Source organism: Halosegnis rubeus, from assembly GCF_009184545.1.
Taxonomy (GTDB): Archaea; Halobacteriota; Halobacteria; order Halobacteriales; family Haloarculaceae; genus Halosegnis; species Halosegnis rubeus.
Genome location: NZ_QJOW01000001.1, coordinates 556,973 through 583,149 on the forward strand (window position 1 = coordinate 556,973; position 26,177 = coordinate 583,149).

Sequence of the window (26,177 nt, forward strand, 5' to 3'; positions counted from 1 at the left end):
GACATAGCGTGGTCCGTGTGTTAAGTCCTCCTCTCAGGCCAGCGCGATGTCGAGCGAAAGCATGAGCAAGAGCCCGACCATCGTGCCGAGCGTGACCGTCCGGTCGTGGCCGTGGTCGTGAGTCTGGGGGACGATGTCGTTCACGATGACATACAACATCCGGCCGGCGGCAAAGCCCATCGCGTACGGAAGCAGCGGCTCGGCGACGGTGACTGCGGCCGCTCCGAAGACCGCGATGGGAATCTCGACGGCCCCGGGCGCAGCCCGGTGACGCAGGCGTACCACAGCGAGCCGAGACCGGCGTTGCGGGCCGCGACCGCGACGGCAAAGCCCTCCGGAATGTTCTGGGTGCCGATGGCAATCATCAGCGGGATGGTGTCACTGAGGTTCCCGCTGCCGAAGCCGACGCCGACCGCCAGTCCCTCCGGCATGTTGTGGAGCGTGATGGCGATGATGAAGACGACGACTCCCGCGAGCCGGCCGGACGAGTAATCAATTTCGTGTGGCGAGGAGACGCCGGACTCGGCCATCAGCGCTGCTTCGCCCGTCTTTCCGGTGATGAGCCGCTGGACGTACGGTACCCAGTAGCCGCTCACGGCGAGAAATCCAACCCCGAGCACGAAGCCGATGCTCGTCGTCAACAGATTACCGTACTGCTCGATGGCCGGAATGAGGAGGCTGGTGAACGCGGCCGCGACCATGACGCCACCGGCGAAGCCGAGCGAGGTGTCGAGACCCTTCTGTGAGGGGTTTCGCCAGACGAGAATCAGCAGCGCGCCGACGAGATTCATCCCTGCGATGACCAGCCCGCCCACCAGTCCCCAGACGACGCGGTTCTCGCCGAACAGCTGGACGAACTGCGATTCTATCATCGCTGCCCCGCCGTGGTCGAACCGGTGTCCATCTACCGTCGAATCCCCGTTCGGACATTCAACCTACCGGTCACACGCGTGCGGTCGGCTTTTCATCATGCGCGCCGAGGCTCGGGTATGAACGTCCAAGCGGTCGCCGATTTATCGCCCGACGAGCGGGCCGCGCTGTTCGACCGAGACGCCGGCGTCGCCGCCGCCCGCGACACCGCCCGCGACATCGTCGAACGCGTCCGCACCGAGGGTGACGTGGCGCTGCGTGAGTACGCCGAGGAGTTCGACGGCGTCTCCGTCGGCAACGTCGACATCACCGACGAAGTCGAACGCGCCGCCGACCGACTCGACGACGATCTGCTCGCCCACATCGAGACCGCCGCCGCCAACATCCGCGAGTTCCACGAGGCTCAGCGTCCGGACAACTGGACGGGAGAGTTCGACGGCCGCGAGCTCGGCCGGCGGTATCGCCCGCTCGAACGCGTCGGGGCGTACGTCCCCGGCGGGACCGCGGCCTACCCATCCTCGGCACTGATGGGTGTCATCCCGGCGAAGGTGGCCGGCGTCGACCACGTCGCCGTCGCCACTCCCCCCGCAGCGGAGCTGAACGACGCGACGCTGGCGGCCATCCACGCCGCCGATGCTGACGCCGTGTATCAGGCCGGCGGGGCACAGGCGATTGCCGCGCTCGCGTACGGGACCGAGTCCGTCTCGAGCGTCGAGAAGATCGTCGGTCCCGGCAATCGGTTCGTCACCGCGGCGAAGGCCGAGGTGCGCGAGGACTGTGAAATCGATTTCCTCGCCGGTCCCTCCGAGGTGCTTGTCATCGCCGACGAGACGGCAGACCCCGCCGTCGTCGCCTCCGACCTCGTCGCACAGGCGGAACACGACCCGAACGCCTCCGTCGTCGCCGTGACGCCCGACGAGTCCCTTGCAGGCGACATCGCCGCGGAGTGTGAGCGACAGGCCCCAGAGCGCGACCGCAGGGACGTGATTCAGGAGGCGCTCGACAACGACGCCTCCGGCGTGTTCACCGCGCGGTCGATGTCCGAGGCCGTGCTGTTTGCCGGCGAGTACGCGGCCGAACACCTCTCGATTCAAGCGGAAAACGACGAGGAGCTGCTCGACCGCATCGAGGCCGGCGGGAGCGTGTTTCTCGGCCCGTTTTCCCCGGTCGCGGCGGGCGATTACGCCGCCGGCCCGAACCACGTCCTCCCGACGGGCGGGCTGGCGAAGACGACCGGCGGTCTCTCCGTCGACCACTTCCTCGTCTCACAGACGGTCCAGCGGCTCGACCGCGACGCCCTCGCTGACATCTCTGAGACGGTCACGACGCTGGCCGAAACCGAGGGGCTGGAGGCACACGCCGAGAGCGTTCGCAAGCGGTTCGAGGAGTAGCCGTCGCTCGCCGGTCAATAAATGAAAGAAGTCGATTGAGGACTGTAGCTTAGTTGCGGACGAGGTTCGTCGCGCGCGGGCCCTTGTCTGCCTGTTCGATTTCGAACTCCACGTCCGTCCCCTCTTCGAGGTCCGGGCCGCCGACATCCTCCATGTGGAAGAACACGTCGTCGTCAGAGTCGTCAGTCTCGATGAAACCGTAGCCGCCAGTGTCGTTGAAGAAGTCAACCGTACCGTTTACCATTACATCAATACACAGTCCCGAGCCACGGTTAAGGGTTGGCATTCGTCCGACTGCGTGTCAGACGAACACACGAATGGAACTCGAAGCACGATTTTGGTGGACATATGTTTCGACACGTCGGCTCTTGGCAGGATTCTCGACCGTACGGTCGGGAGCCGTCGCGCTCGTGGTGGATACGCGGATTCGCGACACATGACGGACGCGCCACTGTTTCACGGTACACACTCTCACGACAGAGGACGCTACTCCAGTGGTTCGGCGGCGTCCTGCTTCAGGAGTGGCTCGACGTTCTCGGCGGGGAGGTCCACGATGTCCTCGGCCGAGAGGTCGTACGAGCGTTCGTCCACGCCGAACACCTCACCCACGTCACGCGTGATGCGGACGGTAGTGCGGTCGACGCTCGGCGACTCGCCGGACTCGTCAGCGGCGGCAGTGTCGTCCGCACCGGCGGCATCGGCCGTCGTGCGCGTGGCGGGCGTGCGGTCGCCCGCGGCCGCCTCGGAACCGGTGTCGTCGCCATCGCCCATCATGTCCGCGGCGCTCACCTCACCACTCGCCCTGGCATCGGCTGGCGTGTCCGGCGGTGCGGGCGGCGCGTCGTCGGTGTCGGGCGTCGGGTCCAACCCGAGTTCGGCGGCGGCACTCGGCTCCGGCGCGGGGTCGTCGCTCGCCGGCGTGTCGGTCGGATTCGGCGTCGGCTCCGATTCGCTCGGCTCCGTCACCGGTTCGCGCGAACAGGAGATTCCTGACCCGTCGCCTTCGAGCACGCCGTTGAGAACGTGTTCGCGGCTCTGCTCGATACGCTCGACCAGCGTCGAGAACAGCTCGCGCTCCTCGTCGGTCAGCCCGTTCTCGTCGGTCGGCATCCCGGCGGCGGCGATAGAGGCCATCTTGACCACCTTGCCGACGCGGCGCTCGTAAATCGCCTCGACGGTTGATTTTGCCGTCTCGATGTCGTCCGAGAGCCGCCGCACCTCCGGCGAGGAGAAGGGATCGTCCGCGCGTTCCGCGGCGCGGTCGCGCTCGCGGGTCAGCTCCTGGATGAACTCCCCCACGTCCTGATAGAAGCTGGGGCGGAGATTCTGCAGGCTACTCGCCTGTCGTTCCCTGCTCTGGATGGATTGGAGCTCGTCGAGATTCATTCTGCCACCTTCTCGGCGCGGCCCCGAGCCATCAGGAACACACCGAGCGCTTCGTCCACCGCCTGTTTCCCTTCCGCTATCATAAATCCTTGCTCCCCGTCGAAGGTCGTCGGGCCGGGGTTGGTCACCTCGACCTGAACCTCGTGGCCGCGGAACTGCGCCGGAATCGCGTCCTGGAGCGGTCGGAAGTCGTCGAGGTCGCCCCGGTCGATTTCGGTGACGACCAGCCCGGAGCCGCCGTGGAGACTTCCCGGCAGCCGGATGAGCCGATTGATGTCCGTCGTCACCGGCTCGTCGATGGGTGCGCCGTCTTCCGCGAGCGTCTGCTCGAACAGTCGCTTCGCGATGGACACCACTGCTGCGTGGACATCGAGGTTGCCGTCGCGCAGTTGGTCGTAGCTGTCCGTCGCCGCACGCAGGGTGGCCTTCGCCTTCCCCTCGCCGACGCCGTCGAACTCCCGTAAGCGGGCGAGCGCTTCCTCCTCGGGAAGCTCGCGAATCTCGTCCACGAGCTCGAGCAGGTGGCGGTGGACGCGGGCACCCCACCCGCCCTCAGTCGGCAACATTCGCTTTTGTGTCGGATTCTTCAGGCCGAGCCCCTCGACCGTCTCCGTCCGGAGCAGGTCCTCGAAGGCCACGTCTGGACCGCGGACGTACTCGACGATCTCGTCGCGCTGGTCGCGCCCGAGACCCTGCACGCGGTCGGCGCGCACGTGGACGTGGTAGCCACGGCCACCCGAGAACACGACCGTCGGATCGGTGAACCCGAAGTCCCCCTCGAGGAAATCCAGCAGGTCGAACAGCGTCTCCTTGCAGGCGGCGAGCATCCCGGCGTAGCTCGTCGCCTCGGGGTCCACGCCGGGAAGGTGGTCGGCGTCGAGGTCGAAAACAAGGTCTGCCCCGCGCCACCCCTTTGCCCCCATCCGCGAGGCGTCGGGGTCGTCGTAGCGGCCGACGGAGTGGTAGACGTGGCGTGGCTGCTCGCGGGCGAGAGAGTCCGTAATCGAGCCGCTACCGGCGACTTCGTGCCACGACTGGTGGCGAATCATCGTCGTTCCCTCGCCCGGCGTGAACGGGATGTGGCCCCACTCGCGTTCGTTGGACGCCGGCGGTCCCTCGATGTCGCTCCGGCGGTAGTAGTCGCCGAACCGACCCGAGAGATACGTCCGCGTCCGCTCGTTCATCGGTTTCGAACTGCGGGACTCGGGAGTAAAAACATGTCCTTCGCCGCGTCACCGCCGGAAGAAGCGCGACAGCTTCTCCGTGAAGGAGTCCTCGCCTAACCGGAGATAGTATGCGTCACCGTAATCCTCGTAGTAGTTGTCGATCTTCCGGACGACCTCGAAGCCAATTCCTTGGTAGAACTCGAGTGCGTTTTCGTTACTGGTGCGCGCGTGACAGGTGACCTTGCCGTACTCCTCGGCGACGGCGGCGACGAGCCGTTTGCCGTGTCCCTCCCCGCGTTCGTCGGGATCGACGGCGAGAAAGAGGATGTACCCGTCACGCCGGACCGAGGCGAAGCCGACGAGTCGCTCCTCGTCCAGTGTGCGCTCGATGAGTACGAACGTCCGCGACCGGGCGTACGCGTCGGTGAAGAAGCCGCGCCGCTGGCGGAGCACGCCCTCCTCCCGCCGAATTCCCTCCTTCAGTGCCCACGCGTCCTCGACGAAGGTGTCGTCACCCTGTTCGACGACGCGAAGTTCGACTGTGGCACTCACTGGTAGAACCTACGAGCGGGAGAATTTAACTCCAACGCCCCTCCCCCCGGAAGGTTATAATGGGTGGACGTGTCGGTACCCGTATGTCGTTCAGCGTTGACGATGAGGCGCAGGGAGAGACCGACGGCGCGAGTTCGGTGAGCGAGGTCGTCCGCCGCTCGTTCCTGACCGGCATCGCGACCGTCGTTCCGCTCATCGTCACTGCGCTCATCGTCAACTTCGGCGTGGGGTACATCGACAGCGCACTCCAGCCGCTCGTCGACGGTCTCCGGAGCAGTCCGTTCGGCCCGAACGAGTTCACCGACGGTCAGATAAAGGTGCTCGCCGTCGTCGTCTTCGTCTGCTTCATCTTCCTGCTTGGTCTCGTCGCGGAGTTCTCGAAGCGCGGCACGAAGTTCGGCGCGTACTTCGATGACTTCATGTCCCGGATTCCGGGGCTCGGCTCCGTCTACACCTCGTTCAACGAGATGTCCGAAATTATGCTGGATTCGGACACCGACAGCTTCCAGGAAATCGTCCTCGTCGAGTACCCCGGCGAGGGGTCGTACACGGTCGCGTTCAAGACCGCCGAGACGCCGTCCGTCATCGAGCGCGACACCGGCCACGAAGACATGGTGACGCTGTTCATGCCGATGGCACCAAACCCCGTGATGGGCGGGTTCGTCATCCACGTCTCTCGTGACCGCGTCGTGGACGTCGACATCACCGTGGAGCAGGGACTTCGCTCGATCGTCACCTCCGGAGTCGCGCTCACCGACAGCGACGACGGTCCCGACCTGCGCGGGCTCAGCCCGGACGAGATGGAGACGCTCGGTAGCATCAAACGCATCGAACAACACATCGAACCCGGGCAAGAGCGAGCAGTCACGGACGAGGGCGAGGACACCGATGCGCGGGTCGAAGAGTACGACACCGAAGTCGCCCCCGAACACTCCGATACGCCCGACAAAATCGCCGACCGCGAGCGCACGGCCGAACGCGAGGAGACCGACACAGTCCCGGCCGAGGCGGCAAAGCGAGACAGCGACACGGATGAGACCGACCCACCCCCCGCCGAGCTGGCAGACCGCGACGACGCGACCCGCGAGCCGACGACCGACACGCCGGCAGAACGCGCCGGCCGCCGCGACGACGACACCGAGACGTGACCGGTCGCTTCGAACTCCGCGATCACACCGCCGATGTTGCGGTCGCGGCCCGCGGGTCGACCCTCGATACTGCCTTTGCCGCGACCGCCGACGGCCTGACTGCGGCGATGTGTGACGACTACCCGCCCGGCGGCGACCGGTTTGAACTCGCCGTCCGGGAGTCCACGCTGGAGACGCTGCTGTTCTCGTATCTGGACGAGCTCATCTACCAGCGCGACGTGCGCGGCGTCCTCCCCTGTGACCACGCCGCCGCCGTGACCGGGACGGCCGACGAATGGGAGATCACGGCGAGCGCGCGCGGACTCCCGCTTGACGCGGTCGCCGCCCGCGGGGTGAAAGCCGTCACGTACTCACAGCTCTCCGTCGCCCGGACCGACGACGGCTGGGAGACGTACGTGGTCTTCGACGTCTGAGAGCGAAAGCTATTCCGCCGCGCCGCGAGGAGTCTCGCCATGAGCGACGACGACGAGACGTTTGAGGCGGGCGGCTACACCCTCCACCGCCGCCGCGAGTTCGTCTGGGAACTCCCCAAACAGGGAGACATGCGCGTTCCGGCCCGCGTGCTCGCGAGCCGCGACCTCTTGGAAGAAATCTCAGAGGACCGCACCATCGAACAGCTCCGGAACACGACCCACCTGCCGGGCGTCACCGACTACGCCATCTGTATGCCCGACGGCCACCAGGGGTATGGCTTCCCCGTCGGCGGGGTGGCCGCCATCGATGCCGAAGATGGCTGTATTTCGCCGGGAGCGGTCGGCTACGACATCAACTGCCTTCCGAAGGATACCGAGGTCACGCTCTCGTTCGGGCGTCGGGCTCCTATCGAGACGCTGGACCGACGGTTCGAGGATGAACAGGCCGTCGTCGCGACCGGTGAGGACCGAGTCAACTCTCAGATTCAACTGTTCACGGAATCTAAACCAACAGAGGTGTTCCGGGTGACGACCACGGACGGGGATACTGTCCGTGCGACTGCCGACCACCCGTTCATGACTCCCGATGGGATGGTGGAACTCGATGAGCTCGACACCGGAGATACCGTACTCACTAGTGGCTTCGTGGGCGTTGTGGACGAACAGCCAGAAGAGTTCACCCTACTGGACGAGAGCGACTTCGAAGACGAGAACCACCAGCTCGTCAGCCACCTCACCGAACAGGATTTACTTCCGCTCCGGTCAACCGACGATGCGTTCGCCCGGCTGCTGAAACTCGTTGGCTTCCACACGGGGGATGGTTCGTTCTCGGGGGCTCAAAGCTGGTTCTACGCCGACCGTGAGGACCTCGAAGCGATTCGTGACGATATCTCGGCGCTCGGCTTCTCCCCGTCGCCAGTTTACGAACGCGAGCGCGACCATCAGGTAAATGAAACCGAATTCTCGCGGACAGAGCACAGCGTGAAGGTCGGCGCAAGAGGGTTCAACAAGCTTCTCACGAAACTTGGTGCGCCGAGGGGGCCGAAAGTCGAATCCGGATTCACCACTCCAGCGTACTTCGACCGACTGACCGACTGGCAACGTGCCCTGTATCTGTCTGCGTACTTCGGGGCGGAGATGAGTGCGCCGAGTGCACAACACGACAAGAATCTCTACTGTCCGAAGGTCTCACAGAATCGTGAACGGGCGGTCGCGGATGCAGGCGAGCAGTTCATGCACGAGGTCGCTGATGCACTCAACTCGCTCGGCATCGAGACAAACACGGTCGAACGGTTTGAGGCCGACTCGCGCGACGGTGTTGAGCGACTCCGAGTTGGTATCAAGAACGATTCGGAAAACCTCATTCAGTTCTTCTCGACTGTCGGCTACCGATACAACGAGCACAAACAACAGGAGGCTGCCGCTGCGATGCAGTATCTAAAGCGGAAAGAACACACCATCGAACGCCGGGCCGAAATTGCAGCCGAGGTTGCCACCCGTGCTGACGGCGGTACGCCCGTCAGTACGCTCCGTGCCGAGTCCGACATCAACGACCGATTCATTGAGCGAAGCGCGTGGAGTGGCCGAAGCGGTCGTCCACGTCCTCCAGCCGACTTTCCGGACTACGAGGAGTTCCGTACGGAGGTGTCGGTGCGCCCCGACAATACGGTCCAAACAGCGATCGAACAGATCGAGTTGGCTGGAGCTGAACCGGTTTATGATATCGGCGTCGAACACGACGCGCATAACTTCATCGCAGACGGCTTCGTCGTCTCGAACTGCGGCGTCCGGATGATGCGGACGAACCTCACCTACGACGATATCGAGGGTCGCGAGGAGGAGCTGACGAACGCGCTGTTCGACGCGGTGCCGACCGGCCTCGGCGGTGGCGGTGTCATCGACGGGTCGCGTGAATCCATCGACGCCGCGCTCGAATACGGCGTCGAGTGGGCACTCGAAGAAGGGTGGGCGATCGAGTCGGATCTGACCCACTGTGAGGACGGTGGCCGGCGGCTCGACGCCGACCCGAGCGCCGTCTCGAAGCGTGCGAAAGACCGCGCGATGAACCAGATGGGGAGTCTCGGCTCCGGCAACCACTTCCTCGAAGTCCAGCGCGTGACGGACATCTTCGATACCGACACCGCAGACGCCTACGGTCTCAGCGAGGAGCAGGTGGTCGTGCTCATCCACTGTGGCTCGCGCGGGCTGGGCCACCAGACCTGCAACGACTATCTCCGGCAAATCGAGGAGGAACACGACGACCTGCTCGCGCAGCTTCCGGACCGGGAACTCGCCGCCGCACCCGCCGGCTCCGACCTCGCGGAGGAATACTACGGTGCGATGTGCGCCTGCATCAACTTCGCGTGGGTGAATCGACAGCTCATCATGCACCGGACGCGGGAGGTCTTTGCCGACGTGTTCGACCGGAGCTGGCGCGAGATGGAGATGGAACTGCTGTACGACGTGGCCCACAACATCGCGAAACGCGAGGTCCACCAGACGAGCGCGGGCGAGACGGAACTGTTCGTCCACCGGAAGGGAGCGACGCGGGCGTTCCCCGCCGGCCACCCGGAGGTGCCGACGGCCTACCGCGACACGGGCCAGCCCGTCATCATCCCGGGGTCGATGGGTGCAGGGTCGTACGTGCTCTCGGGCGGTGACCACTCCCTGTCGGAAACGTTCGGCTCAACGGCCCACGGTGCCGGCCGACTGATGTCGCGCACCCAAGCGAAAGACGAGTTCTGGGGCGGCGACGTGCAGGACGACCTCCGCGACCAGCAGAAGGTGTACGTCAAAGCCTCCTCGGGTGCGACAATCGCGGAGGAAGCCCCCGGCGTCTACAAAGATATCGACGAGGTGGTCAGGATTTCGGACGCGCTCGGCATCGGCGATAAAGTGGCTCGGACGTTCCCGGTCTGCAACATCAAGGGCTGAGTGCGGTCGCGGTACTGGTCACTTGTACGTCGAGCGTAGCGAGGCGTTTCACCGAGCCGACCAACGGGAGGCTCGGGACCGAGGCCTGACCACCGCGAGCGAAGCGAGCGACGGGAGGGCCGACGTGTCTTTTTAATGCAGATTTTTGCCTGAGCGAGCGGCTTCGCCGCGAGCGAAGTGCAAAAAGGTGCTATTGCTGCCGTGGTGCCCGCGCCTCGCGCACACCGTTGCCGTCGCGCATCTTGTCTTCACAGTGGGGACAGACGCGGACGCTCGACAGTTCGTCCGGGGCGAACACCTTCACGTACTGTTCGGAGACGTAAGAGTCGCAGTTGAGACAGTTAGCCATGTCCACGTTGTTCGGTCTGACACGTAAGTAGCTTCTGAGTTGTCACCACCACGTGAAGTGGTTTCACGGGAAACCGTGATACTCTACTTCAGAAAATCGAAGTTCACGTCGACGGTCCCGACGCGAGGGTCAAGTTCTTCGCCGTTGTCGAATCTGATAAACGAGAGATAGTACGGCTCTCCACACCCCTCGTCGGTCGATTCGCTCGCGCCACACACCAGTTCGACGCCGTCGGCTCGCTCCTGCGGGTCAATCTCGCCGTCGAGCTCGTACGCGGGGAGATACTCCCAGCCGTCGAGCGGCTCGGGCGTGACGCACTTGTCGCGCAAGGCGGCGTCGCGTTCGAGTTCGGCAAGCGTCTCACACCGCGGGCAGTAGTAGCTCACCGTGACCATACGTCGGGTATGGGAGGGAACGGCTTGAGTCCCGTGTCCGAAGCTCTTTGTCCGCGCCCGCCGTCGCACTCGGGTATGATAGACGAGACCGTCGCCGAAATCGAGGCGATGCAGACCCACTCCTCGTCGGTCGTCGCCGTCAAGGCGGCAAACGCCCTCCGAGAGCTGGCCGACCGCGAGTATCCGACCGTGAGCGAGTATCTGCGCGACCTCGAACACAACTCCAACGCGCTCCGGCGAGCGAACCCCTCACACGCCTCCCTCCACACGACCCAGCGGGACATCGTCACGGCGGTCGACGAGTCGAACCCCGACACCGTCGCCGACGCCGTGGCGGCGACGGAAGACGCCATCGACCGCGTCGTCGACGAGGTGATGACGGCGAAGGAAGACGCTGCTGTGGCCGCCGCCGAGCGGTTCGAGGACGGCGACACCATCCTCACCCACGACTACTCCTCGACGCTGCTGGAGGCCATTGAGCTCGCGGCTCGCGACGGCGTCCACCTCGACGTGTACGTGACCGAGGCGCGCCCCCGATACATCGGACGCAAGACGGTCCGGACCCTCGCGGGTATCGACCGCGCGACGCCACATCTGCTGACGGATGCCGCTGCCGGACACATCCTCGATTCCTGTGACCGGGTCGTCGTCGGGATGACCTGTATCGTCGACGAGCAGCTGTACAACCGGGTCGGGACGCTACCGATTGCGGCGACGGCAGGCGAACTCGAAGTCCCGATGACGGTCGTCGGCTCGTCGACGAAAATCATCGACGAAGGTGGCTTCGCGTTCCAGAACGAGAACCGGTCGGCGACGGAGGTGATCCGCGAGCCGACGGAGGGGTTCGAGGTGGTGAACCCGACGTACGACGCGACGCCACTGCATCTGGTAGACACCGTCGTCACCGACGAGGGCGTCGAACGGCCCTGACTACTCGAAGACGGGCTGTGAGACGACGGTCGTCTCACAGTCGGGACAGACAATCCAGTAGCCGCCGTCGTCTTCTCTGAGCAGCCAGTCGCCACCGAGCTTGCTCGTGTGTCCACACTCCTGACAGAACAGCGCCAGCTTCGGCGCGTCTCCGGCAGTGGTGGTGGAGGGCTTCCTATCGTGCATATCCCCCCGTACGGGCTGGAGCAGTATAGGGCTGCTCGCAGCCGTGTGAACACACCCCAGTGAGGGCAACGCTTTTTCACGCCGCGGGCCAGCGGCGAGTATGCAACCGGGGACGCCGACTGGCACGCCGGAGGGGCTGCGACCGCCGACGTGGCTCCCTACGGAGATTCCCGACTGGCTGTTCCAGTTTGCGACCGCCGTCGCCATCGTCGTCGTCGGCTACTACCTCTCGAAGCTGGTGCGTCGGCTGCTCGGACGGCGCATCGCCCGCCGGTTCAAACGACAGAGCATCAGCCAGACCGTCCTCCGCGCGACGCAGATGAGCATCTTCGTCGTCTCCATCTTCGTCGCCCTGGCCGTCTTCGGAATTCGAATCAGCGACCTCGCCATCTCGCTGTCCGTGTTTTCGGCGGTCATCGGTATCGTGCTCGCGCCGCTCATCGGGAGCATCATCAGCGGCTTCTTCATCCTCTCCGAACAGCCCTACGAGATCGGCGACATGATACAGCTCGCCGACCGCGACACCTACGGCTTCGTCGAGGAGATAACGCTCCGGTACACCAAGCTGTTCACGCTCGACAACACCTTCCTCATCCTGCCCAACGGCGCGATGCGCGACCGCGACGTGGTGAACTTCTCGGCAGAGGACTCCCGGACGCGACTCGCGCTCGACGTGCTCGTCACATACGAATCCGATATTCCGGAGGCGCGCGACCGCATCGAGCAGGCTGCCCGACAGGTCGACACCGTCATCAACGGCGGGCCGGACATCCGTATCGGCGGTGCGCGCTACCCGGCCGCACCGACCTGTTACATCGAGACCCACGGCGACAACGGGGTGAACCTCCGGCTCCGGTACTGGGTGACCGAGCCGTACAAGCTGCTCGCCACGCGCTCGAAGGTGCAGACGAACATCCGCGAGCTGTTTGCCGACGCCGACGCGGAGATGGCCTACCCGCACTCGCATCTCGTCTTCGACGACACGAGCGGAGAGGTCGCGGTCGGGATGCGCGAACGCGCCCCCGAGGAGTACGCCCCGTCCGACGGCGAACCGGACCACGACATCCCCGACGAGTCCGGACCGACAGGCGACGGTTCGAGCGACCCCTGAGGCTACCCGGCGGTGACGACCTGTGCGTCCAGCTTCTCGCGGAGAAACGACTCCACGTCGGGGTCGTCCACGAGCGAGCGAACCATCTGCCGCCACCGGCTCGCCTGCTTGCGCCCGATGACGACGTAGTCGGCGTCCTCGCCGATGACCTCGTCGAGAATCGTCTCCTCGACGAGGAAGCCCGAGCGGACGACGTAACGGACGTTCTCCAGTTGGCCGAACGCCCGCCCGACAGCACGCCGAAGCTCTCTGCGGGTGACGCGGCTGTCGTTCTGATACAGGTTTACGTGGAGGACGGTCAACTCGGCGTCGTGTTCGCCGGCGAGGTCGATTGCCGTTTCGAGCGTCTGTCTGGAGTGGTCAGACAGCGGATACCGGACCGGAACGACGACACGAGTCATATCTCAGCCACGACATCGACCGCCGTGTGTCTTTCTGTTCAGACGTGACGGATACGCCCCTCGACTGTCGGGTTCAGTCCCTCGCTGCGGGCGTAGTCGGCGAGTACCTCGTACTGTGTGCGCGTGGTCCCGACTCGGTGGTCCATCCCGACGGCGGGGAACTCGTCGTCCGAGTGGAGGAGGTAGTCGGCCAGCGCGACTCGGTACGTGCGGTCGGAGTCGAGCGGTTCGCCGTTGACGGTCGCGCTCGCGAGCGTGTCGCTCGCGCGGTCGTACTCGATAGTCGCCCCCGAGAGGTGGGCGTGCCACCAGTCCGGTTCGCCGAAGCCGAGTCGCGTCCCCTCGCCCTGTCTGAACACCTCGCGAAGCTCTTTGCCGGTCAGTTCAGCGACGGCGAGCGGCTCGTCGAACGGGATGAGCGAGATAAGGTCGCCGACCGTCACTTCTCCCGAAAGGGCCGGCCCGGACCGGATACCGCCGGAGTTTTGCAGTCCAACGTCGGCGTCCGTCTCCCAGCGGTAGGCGTCGGCGACGAAGTTCCCGACGCGTGATTCGCCGTGGAAACAGGCGACCTCGGTGCGCTCGATTGGCTCCTTGACGGTCGCGACCACCTCGTCGACGCCGGCCTCGTCGAGTCGTGTCTCGACCGCCTCGGCGACGGACTCATCGCGAGGGCCGTCGGTGACGACGTGGCGCGTCACCGTCTTCTCTGGAAGTGTCACCTCGAACAACACCTGTCCGTTGACGCCCGGACGCGTCAGGAGGGTATCGTCCAGCCGTTCGACCAACTCGGCGTGGTTGTGTCCACCGAGCACGACGTCTACGTCGACCTCGGCGGCGAGTGTCTCGTCGCCGCGACCGAGATGCGAGAGACAGACCACGTAGTCGACGCCCTCGGCTTGGAGGGCGTCGACGGCCTTCTCGGCCGCGACAATCGGGTCGGTGAAGACAACGTCCTCGGTGGCGGGGTTGATGCTCGCGGTCTTGGGAGTGACGAGCCCGAAGACGCCGACCCGCTGGCCGTCGCGCTCGAATATCTGCCACGGGCGCACGCTCGACTCGTGGCCGAACTGCTCCCCGCCGCGCTCGACGTTGGCACAGAGCCACGGCTGGGGGGCGCGCTCGATGATATCGAGCGCGCGGTCGGGACCGTAATCGAAGTCGTGGTTGCCGAAGGTGTCGGCGTCCGGATCGACGGCGTGGAAGAAATCGAGCGCCTGCTCGCCCTTCGTTACGAGCGGGAGAATCCCGGGAGAGGTGTTGTCGCCCGTGCCGAAGACGAGCGTGTCGGCGTCGCGGCGAGTCTCGATAGTGCCCGCGAGTCGGGCGAGCCGGTCGGGGTCGTCGTAGGCGTTCTCGATGTCGGAGTAGTGGAGAAGCCGAAGCATACCACGTCTCGGCTGTTCGCGCGAAAAACGGTGTCGCTTGAACAGTTCACAGGATACCCTCCCCAGACCGTACTGTTTTCGCCCCGGGAGCCGTTCGGGTTGGTATGAGCAACACTAGGCTGGACGAGCGCGGACACGAGGGCGAGACGCTGTACGTCTCCCGCCACGAGGCCGAGAAGGGAGCCGACGCGCCGTTCTTCGTCGTCTACGTCGACGACGCGCGCGAGCGACCGTGGGGGTACCTGTGTGGCAACTGCGACAGCCTCTCGACCGCGATGGACTCGATGGGCCGCGTGAAGTGCAACGACTGTGGCAACTTCAAACGCCCCGACGAGTGGGACGCCGCCCACGAGTAGCGCCCCGACCGTGCAAAACGTTAACACACTCGACTTCGAAGTGCAAGTGAATGTCCGCAGAGCACGCGGGACTCACAGACGAGGCCGAATCGATCTTCCGAGGGCTGGGCTACGACATCGAGCGCGGCGTCGACGGGCTACACGCGACACGCAAGTGGCGGACCGTCCACGTCACGACCGGTGAGCCGACGAACGAGGAGCCAGCCGCTGGGCTCCGGTGTTTCGTCGCCCGGGCCGACCGCGCAGACGACCTCTGTGCTGAACTCTGTGAGGGAGAGTACCCGTACGACTGGGCGGTTATCGGCGTCCACGACGACGGCTACGACGTGCTCCACCCGTCCGCGCCGACGCTCGAAGCGCCGTAACGACAGATAACTTATCTCCGTCCACGCGCTACAGCAGCCGTGTTTATCGGCCACGGCTTCCTCGCGTTCGCCCTCGTCGCAGCCGCGGCCACGCGGGCCGGGCTGTCGCGCGAGCGAACGCTGGCGGTCGGGCTTCTTGCCGGCCTGTTCGGTCTCGCTCCCGACGTGGACATGGCGTACGCCTTCCTCGGCGTGCTCGAACCGACCGGCGGGAGCGCTGTCGGGAGCTTCTGGGCCGCGAGTACCGAAATCCACCGGGTCGTCACCCACTCGCTCGTCGTCGGCTTGGTCTTCGGTCTCGCCGCGGGCGCAGTTGCGAGCGAGCGCCGCCTCGTGCAGTTCCTCGGGGCGGGTGCACTCGCCGGCGTCGTCGCCGTCGCGTTCGCCGTCTCCGGGGGGCTTCCGGCGGTCGTCGTCGGCTTGCTCGCCGTCACGGTCGCCGCACTCGCTCGCGGTGCACGCCGGTACGACATCGCCCCGACCGCGGTCACGGTCGCCGGGGTCGTCGGACTCTGTTCACACCCGTTCGGCGACCTGCTCACCGGGACACCGCCGGCCTTCTTCTACCCGTTCGACGTGACGCTCACCGCGACGCGGCCGAATCTGCTGGGGGACCCGACGCTGAACCTGCTCGCGCCCCTCGCCGCGGAGCTTGCGACCTTCTGGCTCGCGCTCGGCGTCTATCTGTGGGTCACACGCGGAGAACGGCCCCTGCTCCACGTGCGTCGCCGCCTCCGAACGCGCGCCGGGCTTGCGACGCTGTTCGCCGCGTTCGTCGTCGTCGCGCCCGACCCGACGCTCCACACCGCCTATCTGTTCGTGTTCTCGCTGCTCGCCCTGTCGCTCGCGGTTGCGACCCCGCTGCCGGCGCTCGACGTGCGGTCGCTGTCCGACCTGCGCGGGGAGTCGTTCACCACCGGCGTGACGGGCTTGGCGGCTATCACGCTCGCCACGGCGACGTACACCGTTGCGTATCTCGCGGTGTAGTCCCCGATAACTAACAGTACCCGACGGGAACAGCGGGTCATGGAAGATTCCGGAATCGGGCGACTACTCGGCGGAGCACGCACCAACGCATCTCTCGCGTGGGCCGTTATCGCGTTCACCTTCCTCGTGGCCGTCGCGAACGCCGTGGCCGTCGCCCCGCTGTGGGCGGGATTCGCCCTGGTCGTCGGTCTCCTCGGACTGGTCGTGCCGGTCGTCTACCGCGACCCGACGGCGATGTTGCCGTGGGAGCTGCTGTTGCTCGCGGCGCTCCCGCTGCTTGCCCGCGTCGTCGCCTCGCTCGCGGTGTTCCGGTCTGACATCGTCACCTACGTAGCCGTGGCGACGGTCGCACTGCTCATCGCCGTCGAACTCCACCTGCTCACGCCCGTCGAGATGAGCTACCGGTTCGCGGTCGGCTTCGTCGTCATCACGACGATGGCTGCGGCGGGCATCTGGGCGCTCGTCCGCTACGGCTCCGACGCCTATCTCGGCACCCAACTCCTGCTCCCGCCCGGCGGCCCGAACGCCCCGCGGGAGGCCCTCTCCCAGGTCGAACACAAGCTGATGGTCGAGTTCGTCGCGAGCTTCATCGCGGGAATCGGGGCCGGCGTCCTCTTCGAGGGGTACTTCCGCCGGCAACACCGTGGCGAAGATATTCTTGAGCAAGTAGAGGTGGAACTGTCGTGAACATCCGCGGTCGACTCGGCATCTCTGCGCGCCAGCAGCGGCGGCTCGTCCGGGTGATGGAGCTGAGTCTGGTCGCGATGCTCGCTATTGGTGTCCGGTACGGCCAGACCGGAATCATCGTCAACTGCGCTATCGGACTGTTGGTCGCCCGCGTTCCGGGGCTGCTCGAACGCGACTACGACCTGCCGATGGACGCCGGACTCACACTCTGGATTACGTCGGCGGTGTTTCTCCACGCGGTCGGGACCATCGTCGTCCCGGGCGTCGTCGAGCAGAACCTCTACCGGACGACGTGGTGGTGGGACCACGTCACTCACGCGCTGTCGGCCAGTGTGGTCGCCGGAGCCGGCTACTCGGTCGCCCGCGCAATCGACGTGCACGACGACGAGGTCTGGCTGCCGAGCGAGTTCATGTTCGTCTTCATCCTCCTGTTGACGTTCGCGTTCGGCGTCCTCTGGGAGGTCATCGAGTTCACGCTGGGCGTCGCCGCCGAACGGTTCGGCGCGGCGGCGGTGCTCACACAGTACGGACTCGGTGACACGATTGCCGACCTCGCGTTCGACGCCGTCGGTGCGACTATCGTCGCAATTTGGGGGACTACACGGCTCAGCGGCGTCGTCGCGGCGATTGCCGACCGGCTCGACAGTGAGTCCAGCTCCTGACGGGGGTACTTTCTTTTGTGTTGCTGGCGAAACGTCGCATGCATGGTGTTCAAGAAAGTCACCCTCATCGGCCGGAGCTCCGAGAGCTTCGACCACGCCACGGACGACGCGATCGACCGGGCAGAGGAGACGCTCGACAACGTCCAGTGGGTCGAAGTCGAGGAGCTCGGCGTCGAAGTCGGCTCCGTCGAGGGACGGGAGTACCAGGCAGAAGTGACGGTTGCGTTCGAGGTGGAGTAACGGGCGACTCTTGGGAAGGAGCGACTACGTCCGGAAGCTCTCCCCGCAGCCACACTCGCTTTCCGCGTTCGGATTCTCGACCGAGAAGCCCTTGCCCTGCAGGCCGCCCTCGAAGTCGAGCGTCGACCCGCCGATATACTCCATGCTCGCGGGGTCGATGAACACGCGCAGGCCGTGGCCCTCGATGATGGTGTCGTCTTCTTCCGGCTCGGTGTCGAACCGCATCCCGTAGGAAAGGCCCGCACAGCCGCCCTGTTGAACAAACAGGCGGAGGCCGGCCACGTCGGTGTCCAGCCCCTCGTCTTCGATGAGTCCGACCGCCTGTCCTGCCGCCGGCTCGGTGATCTCGACGGGTGTCGTGTCGGTACTGCTCATACTTGGTAACGGACACGCGCGGACAAAACAGTGACGCCGGCAGACGGGCGGCTTACTGGAACGTGCGGGACACGTCCCGGCCGGTGTCGTCGCCGCTGTCGAACTCCGACTCGATGTCGTCGTACTGTTCGCGGGTCTCTGCGTCGACCGACGCGGTCACCTCTTCGAGCGCGTGTTCGAAGTGGTCCATCGTCACGCGGACGTTCCCGGCAGAGCCGACGGCGTCCTCGGGGTCGACGGAGTTGATGAACTCGCGGGTCGCGGCCATCGACGCCTCGCGGGCGACGGCCTCGATGTCGGCACCGACGTAGCCGTCGGTCTTGCGCGCCAGCCGGTCGAGGTCCACGTCGTCGGCAAGCGGCTTGTCGCGCGTGTGCACCTCGAAGATCTTGCGGCGGCCGTCCTCGTCCGGCACCGGCACGTGGATGTGACGGTCCAGTCGCCCCGGGCGCAACAGCGCCGAGTCGATGAGGTCCGGCCGGTTGGTCGTCGCCACGACGACCACGTCCTCGAGCTCTTCGAGCCCGTCCAGCTCCGTCAGCAGCTGGGAGACGACCCGCTCGCCGACGCCGGAATCGCCCATGTCCTTGCCCCGTTGGCCGGCGATGGCGTCGATCTCATCGAAGAAGATGACCGTCGGCGCGTTCGAGCGCGCCTTCTCGAACACCTCGCGGACTCCCTTCTCCGACTCGCCGACGTACTTGTTGAGCAGCTCCGGTCCCTTCACCGAGATGAAGTTGGACTCGGCCTCGTTGGCGACGGCCTTGGCGATGAGGGTCTTCCCCGTGCCCGGCGGGCCGTACATCAGGACGCCCTTCGCGGCCTGGAGGTCCATCTGCTCGAACACCTCCGGGTAATCGAGGGGCCACTGGATGGTCTCTTGGAGCCGGGTCTTGGTGTCGTCGAGTCCACCGACGTCGTTCCACTGTACGTCGGGGACCTCGACGAAGACCTCCCGCATCGCGCTCGGGGTGATTCCCTTCAGCGCGTCTTTGAAGTCAGCCTCGGTCACCTCGATGGAGTCGAGCACCTCGGCGTCGATTTCGTCGCTCTCGAGGTCCAACTGCGGGCGGACGCGACGGAGCGCGTTCATCGCCGACTCCTTCGTCAGCGACTCCAGGTCGGCCCCGACGAAGCCGTGGGTCGACTCGGCGTACGCTTCGAGGTCGATACCGTCGGCAAGCGGCATCCCGCGGGTGTGGACCTGTAGGACCTCTTCGCGGCCCTCTTGATCGGGGACGCCGACCTCGATTTCGCGGTCGAACCGGCCACCGCGGCGGAGCGCGGGGTCGATGGCGTCGACGCGGTTGGTGGCGGCGATGACGGTTACCTGTCCACGCTCGTCGAGCCCGTCCATCATCGAGAGCAGCTGCGCGACGACGCGGCGTTCCACGTCGCCGGAGGTCTCCTCGCGCTTGGGCGCGATGGAGTCCAGCTCGTCGATGAAGATGATGGCTGGTTGGTTCTCCTCGGCCTCTTCGAACACCTCACGCAGCTGCTCTTCGGACTCGCCGTAGTACTTCGACATGATCTCCGGGCCGGAGATGTCGGTGAAGTAGGCGTCGACCTCGTTGGCGACGGCCTTGGCGATGAGGGTCTTCCCCGTGCCCGGCGGGCCGTGCAGGAGCACGCCCTTCGGCGGGTCGATGCCGAGCTGCGAGAACAGCTCCGGGTGGCGCATCGGCAGCTCGATCATCTCACGCACTTGCTCGAGCTCGTCGTCCAGCCCACCGATGTCTTCGTAGGTGACGTTCGGCGTGCCGCCGTCCTCGCTGGCGGTGCTCGACTGCTCGCCGACGATCTGTTCGGCCGGTCGCTCGGAGATGTTGACCTCCGTCGAGTCGGTGATGACGGCCGTCCCCGAGGGGTCGGTCTCGGCAATCTTCATCGGAATCTGCTGGCCGCTCATTGAGGAGAAGGCCCCGAAGCCGAAGCTGAATGGGACCTGCTGTCCGGGGGTCACCGCCTGCCCGGAGAGCTTGTCGCGAATCGGGCCGGCGATGTTGCCGCGAATCCGGAGATTCGACGGGAGCGCGACGGTGATCGACTTGGCGGGACTCACGTCCGCCTTCTCGATTTCGACGCGGTCGTCGATACCGACGCCCGCCTCCGAGCGGAGCCGCCCGTCGATACGGACGACGCCCGTCCCGGCGTCCTCGTAGCCGGGGAAGGTGCGGGCGATGGTCCGGTTCTCGCCTCCGCTGATGACGATGTAGTCGCCGTTGTCGAGACCGAGCTCCTCCATCGCCTCCGAATCGACCATGGCGAGACCGCGACCGGCCTTGCTCTGGGGCATCGGCTTCACGACGAGCGTCTGGCTCACCGCACCACCTCCACGGTGACGACGCCGTTGCTCACGCGGGCGGTCGCGTCGCCCGCGGGCACGTCGAACTCGTACTGGTCGTCGTCGACGACGACCATCGCGGTCCCGGCGACGATGTCTGCCGTCGCGTCGGTGCCTACGCCAACGTCGGCGACGAAGCCGACGGTGTCGCCCTGCTCGTACCGCGCCGTCGCGACGCCGTCCTCACGGGCGAACTGTGTTGTAAAGTCACTCATCCTAACCACATGTTAGTCTCAATAGTATATAAATGCTTCTCCAAATGCGGCCTACTGTAATAAGTGTCGAACTCACGCTATGTTTGCGGTTCAGCGAACTTGTCGGCCGCCGCGTTCAAGCCGGTCGGCCGTGAGCGTCGTCCATGGAGACAGTCACGCACGCGGGCAGGGAGGTCGCGTACCGACGGACCGGCGACGGAGACTCCCCCGTACTCTACGTCCACGGGGCCGGCGGCGACCACCGCCTGTGGGTCGAACAGTACGCGCCCAACGGAGTCGGACCGGCGGTCGCGCTCGACCTGACCGGCCACGGCGAGAGCGACGACGCCGACCTCGATTCTGGGACCGAGACGCTCGACGCCTACGCACGGGACGTACTCGCGGTCGCCAGCGAGACGGGCGCAGCGACGCTCGTCGGGAATTCGATGGGCGGAGCCGTCGCGCTGTGGGCGGTCCTCGAACACGGCTTCGATCCCGAAGCGCTCGTCCTCTGTGGCACGGGCGCGAAGCTGGCCGTTGGCGACGAACTACTGTCGATGTTCGACGGCGAGTTCGACGCTGCCCTCGAAACGCTGGCCGCGCCGAACCTCCTGTTTCACGACCCCGACGGCGGTGTGGTGGCGCGAACGACCGCCGCGTTCCACGAGACGGGCCAAGCCGTCACGACCCGTGATTTCCGCACCTGCGACACGTTCGACGTGCGTGACCGTCTTGACGAGGTCGACGTGCCCGCCCTCGCCATCACCGGCGAACACGACGGTATGACGCCGCCGTCGTTCACCGAGTACCTGGGGAGAGAGCTCCCGGACTGTGAGGTGACGCTGATAGACGACTGTGCACATCTATCGATGCTCGAACGCCCGGTCGTCTGGAACGAACGCGTTCGCACGTTCCTCGGGAAGGAGCTACACCGGGTCCCCGACAGCTAGTACACGTCCTCCAGTTCGGATTCGTAGTGTGAGTGCTCGTCGGCGGGAAAGGCTCCCGACTCCACGTCGTCGCGGTACCCCTCGATTGCCTGTTGCATCTCGCCGCGAACGTCGCCCCACGCCTTCGAGAACGGAGCCGTCCTCTCGCTCAGTCCTAGCACCTCGTCCACGACGAGCACTTGTCCGTCACACTCCGGCCCGGCCCCGATGCCGATGGTCGGTATCTCTAGCTCACGAGTCACCTCGCTGGCGAGGTTCGCGGGGACGTGTTCCAAGACGAGCGAGAACGCGCCGGCCTCCTCGTGGGCGCGCGCAAGATCGAGAATCTCCCGAGCACCCTCGGCGTCGGTTCCCTGTCGGAACAGCCCGGTCTCGTTTTCCCGCTGCGGGGTGAGTCCGAGATGCGCCATCGTCGGGATACCGAGGTCGGTGAGCCGCTCGGTCAGTTCGACGGTGTGTGGCCCACACTCCAGCTTGACGGCGTCGGCGTCTGCGTCCTTCAGCATGCGACCGGCGTTCTCGATGCTCGCCTCGGTACTTACGCCGAAGGAGAGAAACGGCATGTCAGCGACGACGAGCGCGTCGTCGGCTCCGCGTGCGACCGCGGCGGTGTGGCTCGCCATCTCGTCGACCGTGACGGGTAGCGTCGAGTCGTGGCCCAGCTGCGTGTTTCCGACGGAGTCGCCCACGAGAATCACGTCGATGCCGGCCTCGTCGACGACGGCGGCGGTTGGGGCGTCGTAGGCCGTGAGCATGGTGATCGGCTCCGTGTCTGCCTTCGCTCTGATGTCCTTCGCGCGCATACCGGGCGTCCGGCCGCGCCGGCGATAAAGCCCCCGTCGCCGGACGGATTTTTCACCCCCGACCGCGAGGCTCGCGTATGAAGATTCTCGTCTTGCGCGAGGGCGTCCACGGAACGAACGCGAGCGACTACGCCGCCGAACTACGCGACCGCCTCCCCGACCACGACATCGTCCACGCGCGCACCCCGAGCGAGGAGCGCGCCGAAATCACCGACGCGGCCGTCGCGACCGGCACAGAGATCACGGCCGACCTCCTCGACCGTGCCGAGGAACTGCGGCTGTTCGCGGGAGCATACGCTGGCCACGGCCACCTCCCGCTCAACGCGCTCGAATCCCACGGCGTCGGACTGACGAACGCAGCCGGCGTTCACGCGCCCAATATCGGCGAATACGTCGTTGGTGCGCTGCTCTCGCACGTCCGCGGTTTCCAGCAGGCGTACCGCCAGCAGGACCGCCGGGAGTGGCAGCCAGTTCCTGTGACCGAACTCGCCGGGTCGACTGTCACCGTCGTCGGACTGGGTAATATCGGGCAAGCCGTCGTTGAGCGGCTCGACCCGTTCGACGTGGAGACGGTCGGGATTCGGGCCTCCCCGGACCTCGGTGGTCCCGCCGACACCGTCGTCGGTCCCGACAGCCTCCACGACGCGCTCGCCGAATCGGCCGCGGTCGTGCTCGCGTGTCCGCTCACGGACGCGACTCGCGGACTCATCGGCGACGACGAGCTCACGACGATGCCCACGGAGTCGGTTCTCGTCAACGTCGCGCGGGGTCCCGTCGTCGACACCGACGCGCTGCTGGACGCGATTCGCAACGACCGCATCGGCGGAGCCACCCTCGACGTGACCGACCCCGAGCCGCTGCCGCCGGAGCACCCCCTCTGGACGCTCTCTGCGGTACAGATTACCCCGCACAACGCGGGGTCGACGCCCCGTTATTATGAACGGCTGGCCGAGATTGTCGGTACGAACGTCGACTGCGTGGAACGGGGCGGCTGGGGCGTCGACCTCGACAACGTCGTTATCGAACCCTAATCGAGTCTCACTCGAGCGGTTCGATGAGTTCGAGCACGTGGCCGTCGGGGTCCTCGATGAACGCGGTTCGCGCGCCGGCGGCTGGCTGGTCGCCCGGCTCCTGGACGACGCCGTGGTGGTCGACTCGCTCGAAGGTTGCGTCCACGTCGTCGACACGGATGGCGAGGTGGTCCCACGCGGTCCCCTGTTCGAAGGCCGTCTCGCCTTCGGTGTCCGAGAGCTGGAGTTCGACGCCGTCGTCGTCGGCGATGTAGCGGTTCTCGGTGTCGCCGGCCTCGAACGACCAGCTCTCCTCGAAGCCGAACTGCTCGTAGAAGGCGATGGTCTCGTCGGCGTCAGCGACGTTCAGACAGGTGTGGAGTATCTCCATACCTCTTCCCCGCGCGCCGCCGACATGAATCCGACGGCTACCGCTACGTACAACTGTGTCTCGCCCCACGTGTGGGTATGACCGACCGCGGGGCCGTCCTCGCCGGCGGGGGTGCCGGCGTCGGCTATCTCGCCGTGCTCGCGTTCACGCCGACGCTCCACGAACTGCCCGCCGCCTCGCTGCCGCTCCTGTTCGGGACGGGCGTCGTCGCGGGCGTCGTTGCAGGCACCCTGGCCGAGGACCGGACCGACCACCACGGCCTGCTCGCCGGCTCGCTCGCCGGCGCTGTCGCCGGTGCCGCCATCGTGCTCGTCTTCTTCGCCAACGAGCCGTACGGCGTGTTCAACGGTCTCAATCGGCTGGCGGCCACGGAGCTTTCGCGCTTCGACATCGTCTTCCGGTATCCCGACGCGACGACCGGCTTCATCGCCGGGAGCTGTTGGACGATAATCGCCAGCATCGGAGCCTACACCGGCGGTATCGCGCCCCGACTCCGCGGAGAGCTAATCCGCGAGTAGTCGACTACTCGCGCGTGGACTCGATTTCGCCCCGCAGGTCATCGAGGTCCTCTTGGAGTGTCTCGATTTTCCGTTCGGCCTGCGTCGGGTCGCGTGCCCCGAGCGAGAGCAGCCGATTCCGCATCGCCTCGAATGAGGCGTCGATTTCCTCACGCGCCGTCAGAGCGCGGTGGTTCGAGAGGAAGTGGAGCAGCGTCCACCAGCCCGCCGGTACGGGACCGCCGTCGGGGTGGGTGTCGACGGGCGCGAGGTCCGTGAGGTCGTCGTACTCCTCGTAGAGGGGCCGAGCCATCGCCGTCGCGAGAAACTGCAGGTCGTCCACGAGCGCGTCACCGCGGGGACCGAACGTCTCGGTGTCGTCGTCGGGACCGACTTCCTGCCACGAGCGAGCCAGCCCCTCCTCGACGAGTTCGTCCCAGCGGTCGCGCTCGGCGGCGACGAGCAGCTCCACCTCGCCCCGGAGATGGAGCCGGACCTGTCCGCCCGGGCGTCCGGGGTCGTGGCCGTAGCGCAGGAAGCCACAGCGCTCACAGGCGTCAGTCGAGAGCAGTCGGTCGCGCGCCGAAAGCAGGTACTCGCGGACGAGTCGCTCGTCGGCGGCCGCGCCCGCGGTGTCGAACTCGACGACGGTCGCCTCGGTCACTACAGGTACCCTTCCTCCAACAGCAGCTCGCCGTTGAGCACCGACGCGCCGGCCGCGCCGCGAATCGTGTTGTGAGCGAGACAGTTGTACTGGACGCCGCCTTCGGTCCGGCGGAATCCGCCCGCGGAGACGGCCATCCCGTCGCCGCGGTTCCGGTCGAGCCGCGGCTGTGGCCGGTCCGGTTCCTCGAAGGTGTGGATGAGTCGCTCGGGCGAGGACGGAAGCGTCGCGGACGGATACGCCGACATCGCTGCGGACACCTCATCGGGGGTCACGTCGTCGCTCGTGTCGGCCCACACGTTCTCGAGGTGGCCGTCGATGGTCGGAATCCGGTTACAGGAGGCGGCCACGTCCATCGAGTGGCGCACGACCTCGGCCCCGTTGAACTCACCGAGCAGCTTGCGCGACTCCGACTCCATCTTCTGTTCCTCGCCGCCGATGTGCGGAATGGCGTTGTCGATAATCTCCATCGAGGTGACGCCGGAGTAGCCGGCACCCGAAACCGCCTGTAGGGTGGAGACGCGCACCGATTCAAGCCCGTACTGGTCGAGGGCGGCGAGCGTTGGGACCATCGTAATCGTCGAGCAGTTCGGGTTCTTCAGGAGCGCGCCGTCCCAGCCGCGGTCGTCGCGCTGTACGTCGATGAGTCCGAGGTGGTCGGCGTTCACCTCGGGGATGATGAGGGGAACGTCATCGGCCATGCGGGCGTTCGAGGAGTTCGAGGAGACGACGTAGCCGGCCTCGGCGAGGTCGGGTTCGACCTCGGCACCGACGCCGGAGGGGAGCGAGGAGAAGAGCAGCGTCACGTCGTCGCCGATCGCGTCCGGATCGGTGGCTGTGACCTCGATGTCGGTCACGGAGTCGGGCATGGGGGTGTCCGCCCGCCACTTGGCGGCCTCCTTGTACGTCTTCCCCGCCGAGGCCGGCGAGGCGGTGAGCGTCGCGATGTCGAACTCCGGGTGGGGTTCGAGCAGCTGGATGAGTCGCTGTCCGACCGCACCGGTCGCGCCGAGAATGCCAACGTCTACCATT

Annotated in this window: 31 protein-coding genes and 2 pseudogenes; 16 read left to right on the forward strand and 17 right to left on the reverse strand. The window is 66.1% G+C overall.

What is annotated here, in order from left to right; all coding sequences use genetic code 11:
* Positions 1-33: 33 nt before the first annotated feature.
* A pseudogene (locus DMP03_RS02925) lies at positions 34-872 on the reverse strand (ZIP family metal transporter).
* A gap of 117 nt (positions 873-989) precedes the next feature.
* Here DMP03_RS02925 and hisD point away from each other — a divergent pair.
* Positions 990-2,261, forward strand: a complete 1,272-nt coding sequence (gene hisD / locus DMP03_RS02930) for a histidinol dehydrogenase (RefSeq protein WP_152119217.1) — start codon at positions 990-992, stop codon at positions 2,259-2,261.
* Between the two features lie 49 nt (positions 2,262-2,310).
* On the opposite strand, the gene DMP03_RS02935 is transcribed toward hisD, so the two are convergent.
* The 4 genes from DMP03_RS02935 to DMP03_RS02950 form a co-directional block, all read right to left on the reverse strand.
* Positions 2,311-2,505 carry a cold-shock protein gene (locus tag DMP03_RS02935; protein WP_152119218.1) on the reverse strand — a complete coding sequence of 65 codons (195 nt, stop codon included), beginning with the start codon at positions 2,503-2,505 and terminating at the stop codon, positions 2,311-2,313.
* Positions 2,506-2,747: 242 nt separating this feature from the next.
* Complete coding sequence (locus tag DMP03_RS02940; RefSeq protein WP_152119219.1) at positions 2,748-3,647, reverse strand: hypothetical protein; 900 nt, start codon at positions 3,645-3,647, stop codon at positions 2,748-2,750.
* Positions 3,644-4,831, reverse strand: coding sequence for a DNA primase small subunit PriS (gene priS / locus DMP03_RS02945; protein ID WP_152119220.1), 1,188 nt, complete (start codon positions 4,829-4,831; stop codon positions 3,644-3,646). The genes DMP03_RS02940 and priS overlap by 4 nt, the downstream gene beginning before the upstream one ends.
* Before the next feature lie 48 nt (positions 4,832-4,879).
* On the reverse strand, positions 4,880-5,365 hold the full coding sequence (locus DMP03_RS02950) for a GNAT family N-acetyltransferase (protein WP_152119221.1): 486 nt from the start codon (positions 5,363-5,365) through the stop codon (positions 4,880-4,882).
* 83 nt (positions 5,366-5,448) lie between these two features.
* Between DMP03_RS02950 and DMP03_RS02955 the strand changes: the two genes are divergently transcribed.
* The 4 genes and pseudogenes from DMP03_RS02955 (at position 5,449) to DMP03_RS02965 (ending at position 9,860) form a co-directional block, all read left to right on the forward strand.
* Positions 5,449-6,513 carry a DUF502 domain-containing protein gene (locus tag DMP03_RS02955; protein ID WP_172967053.1) on the forward strand — a complete coding sequence of 355 codons (1,065 nt, stop codon included), beginning with the start codon at positions 5,449-5,451 and terminating at the stop codon, positions 6,511-6,513.
* Positions 6,510-6,926 (forward strand): archease, encoded by a 417-nt coding sequence (locus tag DMP03_RS02960; RefSeq protein WP_152119223.1) that lies wholly within the window; start codon positions 6,510-6,512, stop codon positions 6,924-6,926. The genes DMP03_RS02955 and DMP03_RS02960 overlap by 4 nt, the downstream gene beginning before the upstream one ends.
* Before the next feature lie 39 nt (positions 6,927-6,965).
* Positions 6,966-7,286: pseudogene (locus DMP03_RS14815) on the forward strand (RtcB family protein); the annotation flags it as partial.
* A gap of 57 nt (positions 7,287-7,343) precedes the next feature.
* Positions 7,344-9,860 (forward strand): RtcB family protein, encoded by a 2,517-nt coding sequence (locus DMP03_RS02965; protein WP_394351027.1) that lies wholly within the window; start codon positions 7,344-7,346, stop codon positions 9,858-9,860.
* Between the two features lie 190 nt (positions 9,861-10,050).
* Here DMP03_RS02965 and DMP03_RS14165 read toward each other — a convergent pair whose 3' ends face one another.
* Complete coding sequence (locus tag DMP03_RS14165; RefSeq protein ID WP_172967054.1) at positions 10,051-10,209, reverse strand: DUF7563 family protein; 159 nt, start codon at positions 10,207-10,209, stop codon at positions 10,051-10,053.
* A gap of 83 nt (positions 10,210-10,292) precedes the next feature.
* Positions 10,293-10,604 (reverse strand): hypothetical protein, encoded by a 312-nt coding sequence (locus DMP03_RS02970; RefSeq protein WP_152119225.1) that lies wholly within the window; start codon positions 10,602-10,604, stop codon positions 10,293-10,295.
* Between the two features lie 75 nt (positions 10,605-10,679).
* On the opposite strand from DMP03_RS02970, the gene DMP03_RS02975 reads away from it, so the two are divergent.
* Positions 10,680-11,534, forward strand: coding sequence for a translation initiation factor eIF-2B (locus DMP03_RS02975; protein WP_152119226.1), 855 nt, complete (start codon positions 10,680-10,682; stop codon positions 11,532-11,534).
* On the opposite strand, the gene DMP03_RS02980 is transcribed toward DMP03_RS02975, so the two are convergent.
* Positions 11,535-11,720, reverse strand: coding sequence for a hypothetical protein (locus tag DMP03_RS02980; protein WP_152119227.1), 186 nt, complete (start codon positions 11,718-11,720; stop codon positions 11,535-11,537). It abuts the gene before it with no gap.
* Between the two features lie 100 nt (positions 11,721-11,820).
* Here DMP03_RS02980 and DMP03_RS02985 point away from each other — a divergent pair, with 100 nt between their 5' ends.
* On the forward strand, positions 11,821-12,831 hold the full coding sequence (locus tag DMP03_RS02985; RefSeq protein WP_152119228.1) for a mechanosensitive ion channel family protein: 1,011 nt from the start codon (positions 11,821-11,823) through the stop codon (positions 12,829-12,831).
* Between the two features lie 2 nt (positions 12,832-12,833).
* Here the strand turns inward: DMP03_RS02985 and DMP03_RS02990 are convergent, their stop codons facing one another.
* Together DMP03_RS02990 and DMP03_RS02995 are read right to left on the reverse strand one after the other, a co-directional pair.
* Entirely contained in the window at positions 12,834-13,232 is a 399-nt protein-coding gene (locus DMP03_RS02990) for a universal stress protein (RefSeq protein ID WP_152119229.1), read from the reverse strand.
* A gap of 38 nt (positions 13,233-13,270) precedes the next feature.
* Positions 13,271-14,620, reverse strand: coding sequence for a bifunctional metallophosphatase/5'-nucleotidase (locus DMP03_RS02995; protein ID WP_152119230.1), 1,350 nt, complete (start codon positions 14,618-14,620; stop codon positions 13,271-13,273).
* A gap of 104 nt (positions 14,621-14,724) precedes the next feature.
* Between DMP03_RS02995 and DMP03_RS03000 the strand changes: the two genes are divergently transcribed.
* From DMP03_RS03000 to DMP03_RS03025, 6 genes are read left to right on the forward strand one after another with little or no spacing between them, the layout of a single operon-like run.
* The gene (locus DMP03_RS03000; RefSeq protein ID WP_152119231.1) at positions 14,725-14,976 is read left to right on the forward strand and encodes a DUF5816 domain-containing protein; all 252 of its coding nucleotides are present in this window, start codon (positions 14,725-14,727) and stop codon (positions 14,974-14,976) included.
* 50 nt (positions 14,977-15,026) lie between these two features.
* Positions 15,027-15,341 (forward strand): DUF7116 family protein, encoded by a 315-nt coding sequence (locus DMP03_RS03005; RefSeq protein ID WP_152119232.1) that lies wholly within the window; start codon positions 15,027-15,029, stop codon positions 15,339-15,341.
* Positions 15,342-15,380: 39 nt separating this feature from the next.
* Complete coding sequence (locus tag DMP03_RS03010; protein WP_172967055.1) at positions 15,381-16,328, forward strand: metal-dependent hydrolase; 948 nt, start codon at positions 15,381-15,383, stop codon at positions 16,326-16,328.
* Between the two features lie 39 nt (positions 16,329-16,367).
* The gene (locus tag DMP03_RS03015) at positions 16,368-17,015 is read left to right on the forward strand and encodes a hypothetical protein (RefSeq protein WP_152119234.1); all 648 of its coding nucleotides are present in this window, start codon (positions 16,368-16,370) and stop codon (positions 17,013-17,015) included.
* Positions 17,012-17,677 carry a hypothetical protein gene (locus tag DMP03_RS03020; RefSeq protein ID WP_152119235.1) on the forward strand — a complete coding sequence of 222 codons (666 nt, stop codon included), beginning with the start codon at positions 17,012-17,014 and terminating at the stop codon, positions 17,675-17,677. Before DMP03_RS03015 ends, DMP03_RS03020 begins: the two co-directional genes overlap by 4 nt.
* 42 nt (positions 17,678-17,719) lie before the next feature.
* The gene (locus DMP03_RS03025) at positions 17,720-17,917 is read left to right on the forward strand and encodes a dodecin (RefSeq protein WP_152119236.1); all 198 of its coding nucleotides are present in this window, start codon (positions 17,720-17,722) and stop codon (positions 17,915-17,917) included.
* 24 nt (positions 17,918-17,941) lie between these two features.
* On the opposite strand, the gene DMP03_RS03030 is transcribed toward DMP03_RS03025, so the two are convergent.
* From DMP03_RS03030 to DMP03_RS03040, 3 genes are read right to left on the reverse strand one after another with little or no spacing between them, the layout of a single operon-like run.
* Positions 17,942-18,292: a HesB/IscA family protein gene (locus tag DMP03_RS03030; protein WP_152119237.1), complete on the reverse strand. Its 351-nt coding sequence runs from the start codon at positions 18,290-18,292 to the stop codon at positions 17,942-17,944.
* Positions 18,293-18,344: 52 nt separating this feature from the next.
* Entirely contained in the window at positions 18,345-20,615 is a 2,271-nt protein-coding gene (locus DMP03_RS03035) for a CDC48 family AAA ATPase (RefSeq protein WP_268900762.1), read from the reverse strand.
* Entirely contained in the window at positions 20,612-20,851 is a 240-nt protein-coding gene (locus DMP03_RS03040; RefSeq protein ID WP_152119238.1) for a DUF7127 family protein, read from the reverse strand. The genes DMP03_RS03035 and DMP03_RS03040 overlap by 4 nt, the downstream gene beginning before the upstream one ends.
* A 143-nt stretch (positions 20,852-20,994) precedes the next feature.
* Between DMP03_RS03040 and DMP03_RS03045 the strand changes: the two genes are divergently transcribed.
* Entirely contained in the window at positions 20,995-21,780 is a 786-nt protein-coding gene (locus tag DMP03_RS03045; RefSeq protein ID WP_152119239.1) for an alpha/beta fold hydrolase, read from the forward strand.
* Here DMP03_RS03045 and panB read toward each other — a convergent pair.
* Positions 21,777-22,583: a 3-methyl-2-oxobutanoate hydroxymethyltransferase gene (gene panB / locus DMP03_RS03050; protein ID WP_152119240.1), complete on the reverse strand. Its 807-nt coding sequence runs from the start codon at positions 22,581-22,583 to the stop codon at positions 21,777-21,779. The genes DMP03_RS03045 and panB overlap by 4 nt on opposite strands.
* 77 nt (positions 22,584-22,660) lie before the next feature.
* Here panB and DMP03_RS03055 point away from each other — a divergent pair, with 77 nt between their 5' ends.
* Positions 22,661-23,614 carry a D-2-hydroxyacid dehydrogenase gene (locus DMP03_RS03055; protein WP_152119241.1) on the forward strand — a complete coding sequence of 318 codons (954 nt, stop codon included), beginning with the start codon at positions 22,661-22,663 and terminating at the stop codon, positions 23,612-23,614.
* Positions 23,615-23,621: 7 nt separating this feature from the next.
* On the opposite strand, the gene DMP03_RS03060 is transcribed toward DMP03_RS03055, so the two are convergent.
* On the reverse strand, positions 23,622-23,984 hold the full coding sequence (locus DMP03_RS03060) for a VOC family protein (protein ID WP_152119242.1): 363 nt from the start codon (positions 23,982-23,984) through the stop codon (positions 23,622-23,624).
* A 77-nt stretch (positions 23,985-24,061) separates the two neighbouring features.
* Between DMP03_RS03060 and DMP03_RS03065 the strand changes: the two genes are divergently transcribed.
* Positions 24,062-24,502, forward strand: coding sequence for a hypothetical protein (locus DMP03_RS03065; protein WP_152119243.1), 441 nt, complete (start codon positions 24,062-24,064; stop codon positions 24,500-24,502).
* Between the two features lie 4 nt (positions 24,503-24,506).
* Here the strand turns inward: DMP03_RS03065 and DMP03_RS03070 are convergent, their stop codons facing one another.
* Both DMP03_RS03070 and asd read right to left on the reverse strand, forming a co-directional pair.
* Positions 24,507-25,145: a hypothetical protein gene (locus DMP03_RS03070; protein WP_152119244.1), complete on the reverse strand. Its 639-nt coding sequence runs from the start codon at positions 25,143-25,145 to the stop codon at positions 24,507-24,509.
* Positions 25,145-26,176 (reverse strand): aspartate-semialdehyde dehydrogenase, encoded by a 1,032-nt coding sequence (gene asd, locus DMP03_RS03075; protein WP_152119245.1) that lies wholly within the window; start codon positions 26,174-26,176, stop codon positions 25,145-25,147. The genes DMP03_RS03070 and asd overlap by 1 nt, the downstream gene beginning before the upstream one ends.
* Between the last annotated feature and the right edge of the window lies 1 nt (position 26,177).

Coding starts and splice junctions, on each gene's coding strand:
- hisD (WP_152119217.1), top strand. CDS start 990: ATGAACGTCCAAGCGGTCGCCGATTTATCGCCCGACGAGCGGGCCGCG.
- DMP03_RS02935 (WP_152119218.1), bottom strand. CDS start 2,505: ATGGTAAACGGTACGGTTGACTTCTTCAACGACACTGGCGGCTACGGT.
- DMP03_RS02940 (WP_152119219.1), bottom strand. CDS start 3,647: ATGAATCTCGACGAGCTCCAATCCATCCAGAGCAGGGAACGACAGGCG.
- priS (WP_152119220.1), bottom strand. CDS start 4,831: ATGAACGAGCGGACGCGGACGTATCTCTCGGGTCGGTTCGGCGACTAC.
- DMP03_RS02955 (WP_172967053.1), top strand. CDS start 5,449: ATGTCGTTCAGCGTTGACGATGAGGCGCAGGGAGAGACCGACGGCGCG.
- DMP03_RS14165 (WP_172967054.1), bottom strand. CDS start 10,209: ATGGCTAACTGTCTCAACTGCGACTCTTACGTCTCCGAACAGTACGTG.
- DMP03_RS02970 (WP_152119225.1), bottom strand. CDS start 10,604: ATGGTCACGGTGAGCTACTACTGCCCGCGGTGTGAGACGCTTGCCGAA.
- DMP03_RS02975 (WP_152119226.1), top strand. CDS start 10,680: ATGATAGACGAGACCGTCGCCGAAATCGAGGCGATGCAGACCCACTCC.
- DMP03_RS02980 (WP_152119227.1), bottom strand. CDS start 11,720: ATGCACGATAGGAAGCCCTCCACCACCACTGCCGGAGACGCGCCGAAG.
- DMP03_RS02985 (WP_152119228.1), top strand. CDS start 11,821: ATGCAACCGGGGACGCCGACTGGCACGCCGGAGGGGCTGCGACCGCCG.
- DMP03_RS02990 (WP_152119229.1), bottom strand. CDS start 13,232: ATGACTCGTGTCGTCGTTCCGGTCCGGTATCCGCTGTCTGACCACTCC.
- DMP03_RS02995 (WP_152119230.1), bottom strand. CDS start 14,620: ATGCTTCGGCTTCTCCACTACTCCGACATCGAGAACGCCTACGACGAC.
- DMP03_RS03000 (WP_152119231.1), top strand. CDS start 14,725: ATGAGCAACACTAGGCTGGACGAGCGCGGACACGAGGGCGAGACGCTG.
- DMP03_RS03005 (WP_152119232.1), top strand. CDS start 15,027: ATGTCCGCAGAGCACGCGGGACTCACAGACGAGGCCGAATCGATCTTC.
- DMP03_RS03015 (WP_152119234.1), top strand. CDS start 16,368: ATGGAAGATTCCGGAATCGGGCGACTACTCGGCGGAGCACGCACCAAC.
- DMP03_RS03025 (WP_152119236.1), top strand. CDS start 17,720: ATGGTGTTCAAGAAAGTCACCCTCATCGGCCGGAGCTCCGAGAGCTTC.
- DMP03_RS03030 (WP_152119237.1), bottom strand. CDS start 18,292: ATGAGCAGTACCGACACGACACCCGTCGAGATCACCGAGCCGGCGGCA.
- DMP03_RS03040 (WP_152119238.1), bottom strand. CDS start 20,851: ATGAGTGACTTTACAACACAGTTCGCCCGTGAGGACGGCGTCGCGACG.
- DMP03_RS03045 (WP_152119239.1), top strand. CDS start 20,995: ATGGAGACAGTCACGCACGCGGGCAGGGAGGTCGCGTACCGACGGACC.
- panB (WP_152119240.1), bottom strand. CDS start 22,583: ATGCGCGCGAAGGACATCAGAGCGAAGGCAGACACGGAGCCGATCACC.
- DMP03_RS03055 (WP_152119241.1), top strand. CDS start 22,661: ATGAAGATTCTCGTCTTGCGCGAGGGCGTCCACGGAACGAACGCGAGC.
- DMP03_RS03060 (WP_152119242.1), bottom strand. CDS start 23,984: ATGGAGATACTCCACACCTGTCTGAACGTCGCTGACGCCGACGAGACC.
- DMP03_RS03065 (WP_152119243.1), top strand. CDS start 24,062: ATGACCGACCGCGGGGCCGTCCTCGCCGGCGGGGGTGCCGGCGTCGGC.
- asd (WP_152119245.1), bottom strand. CDS start 26,176: ATGGTAGACGTTGGCATTCTCGGCGCGACCGGTGCGGTCGGACAGCGA.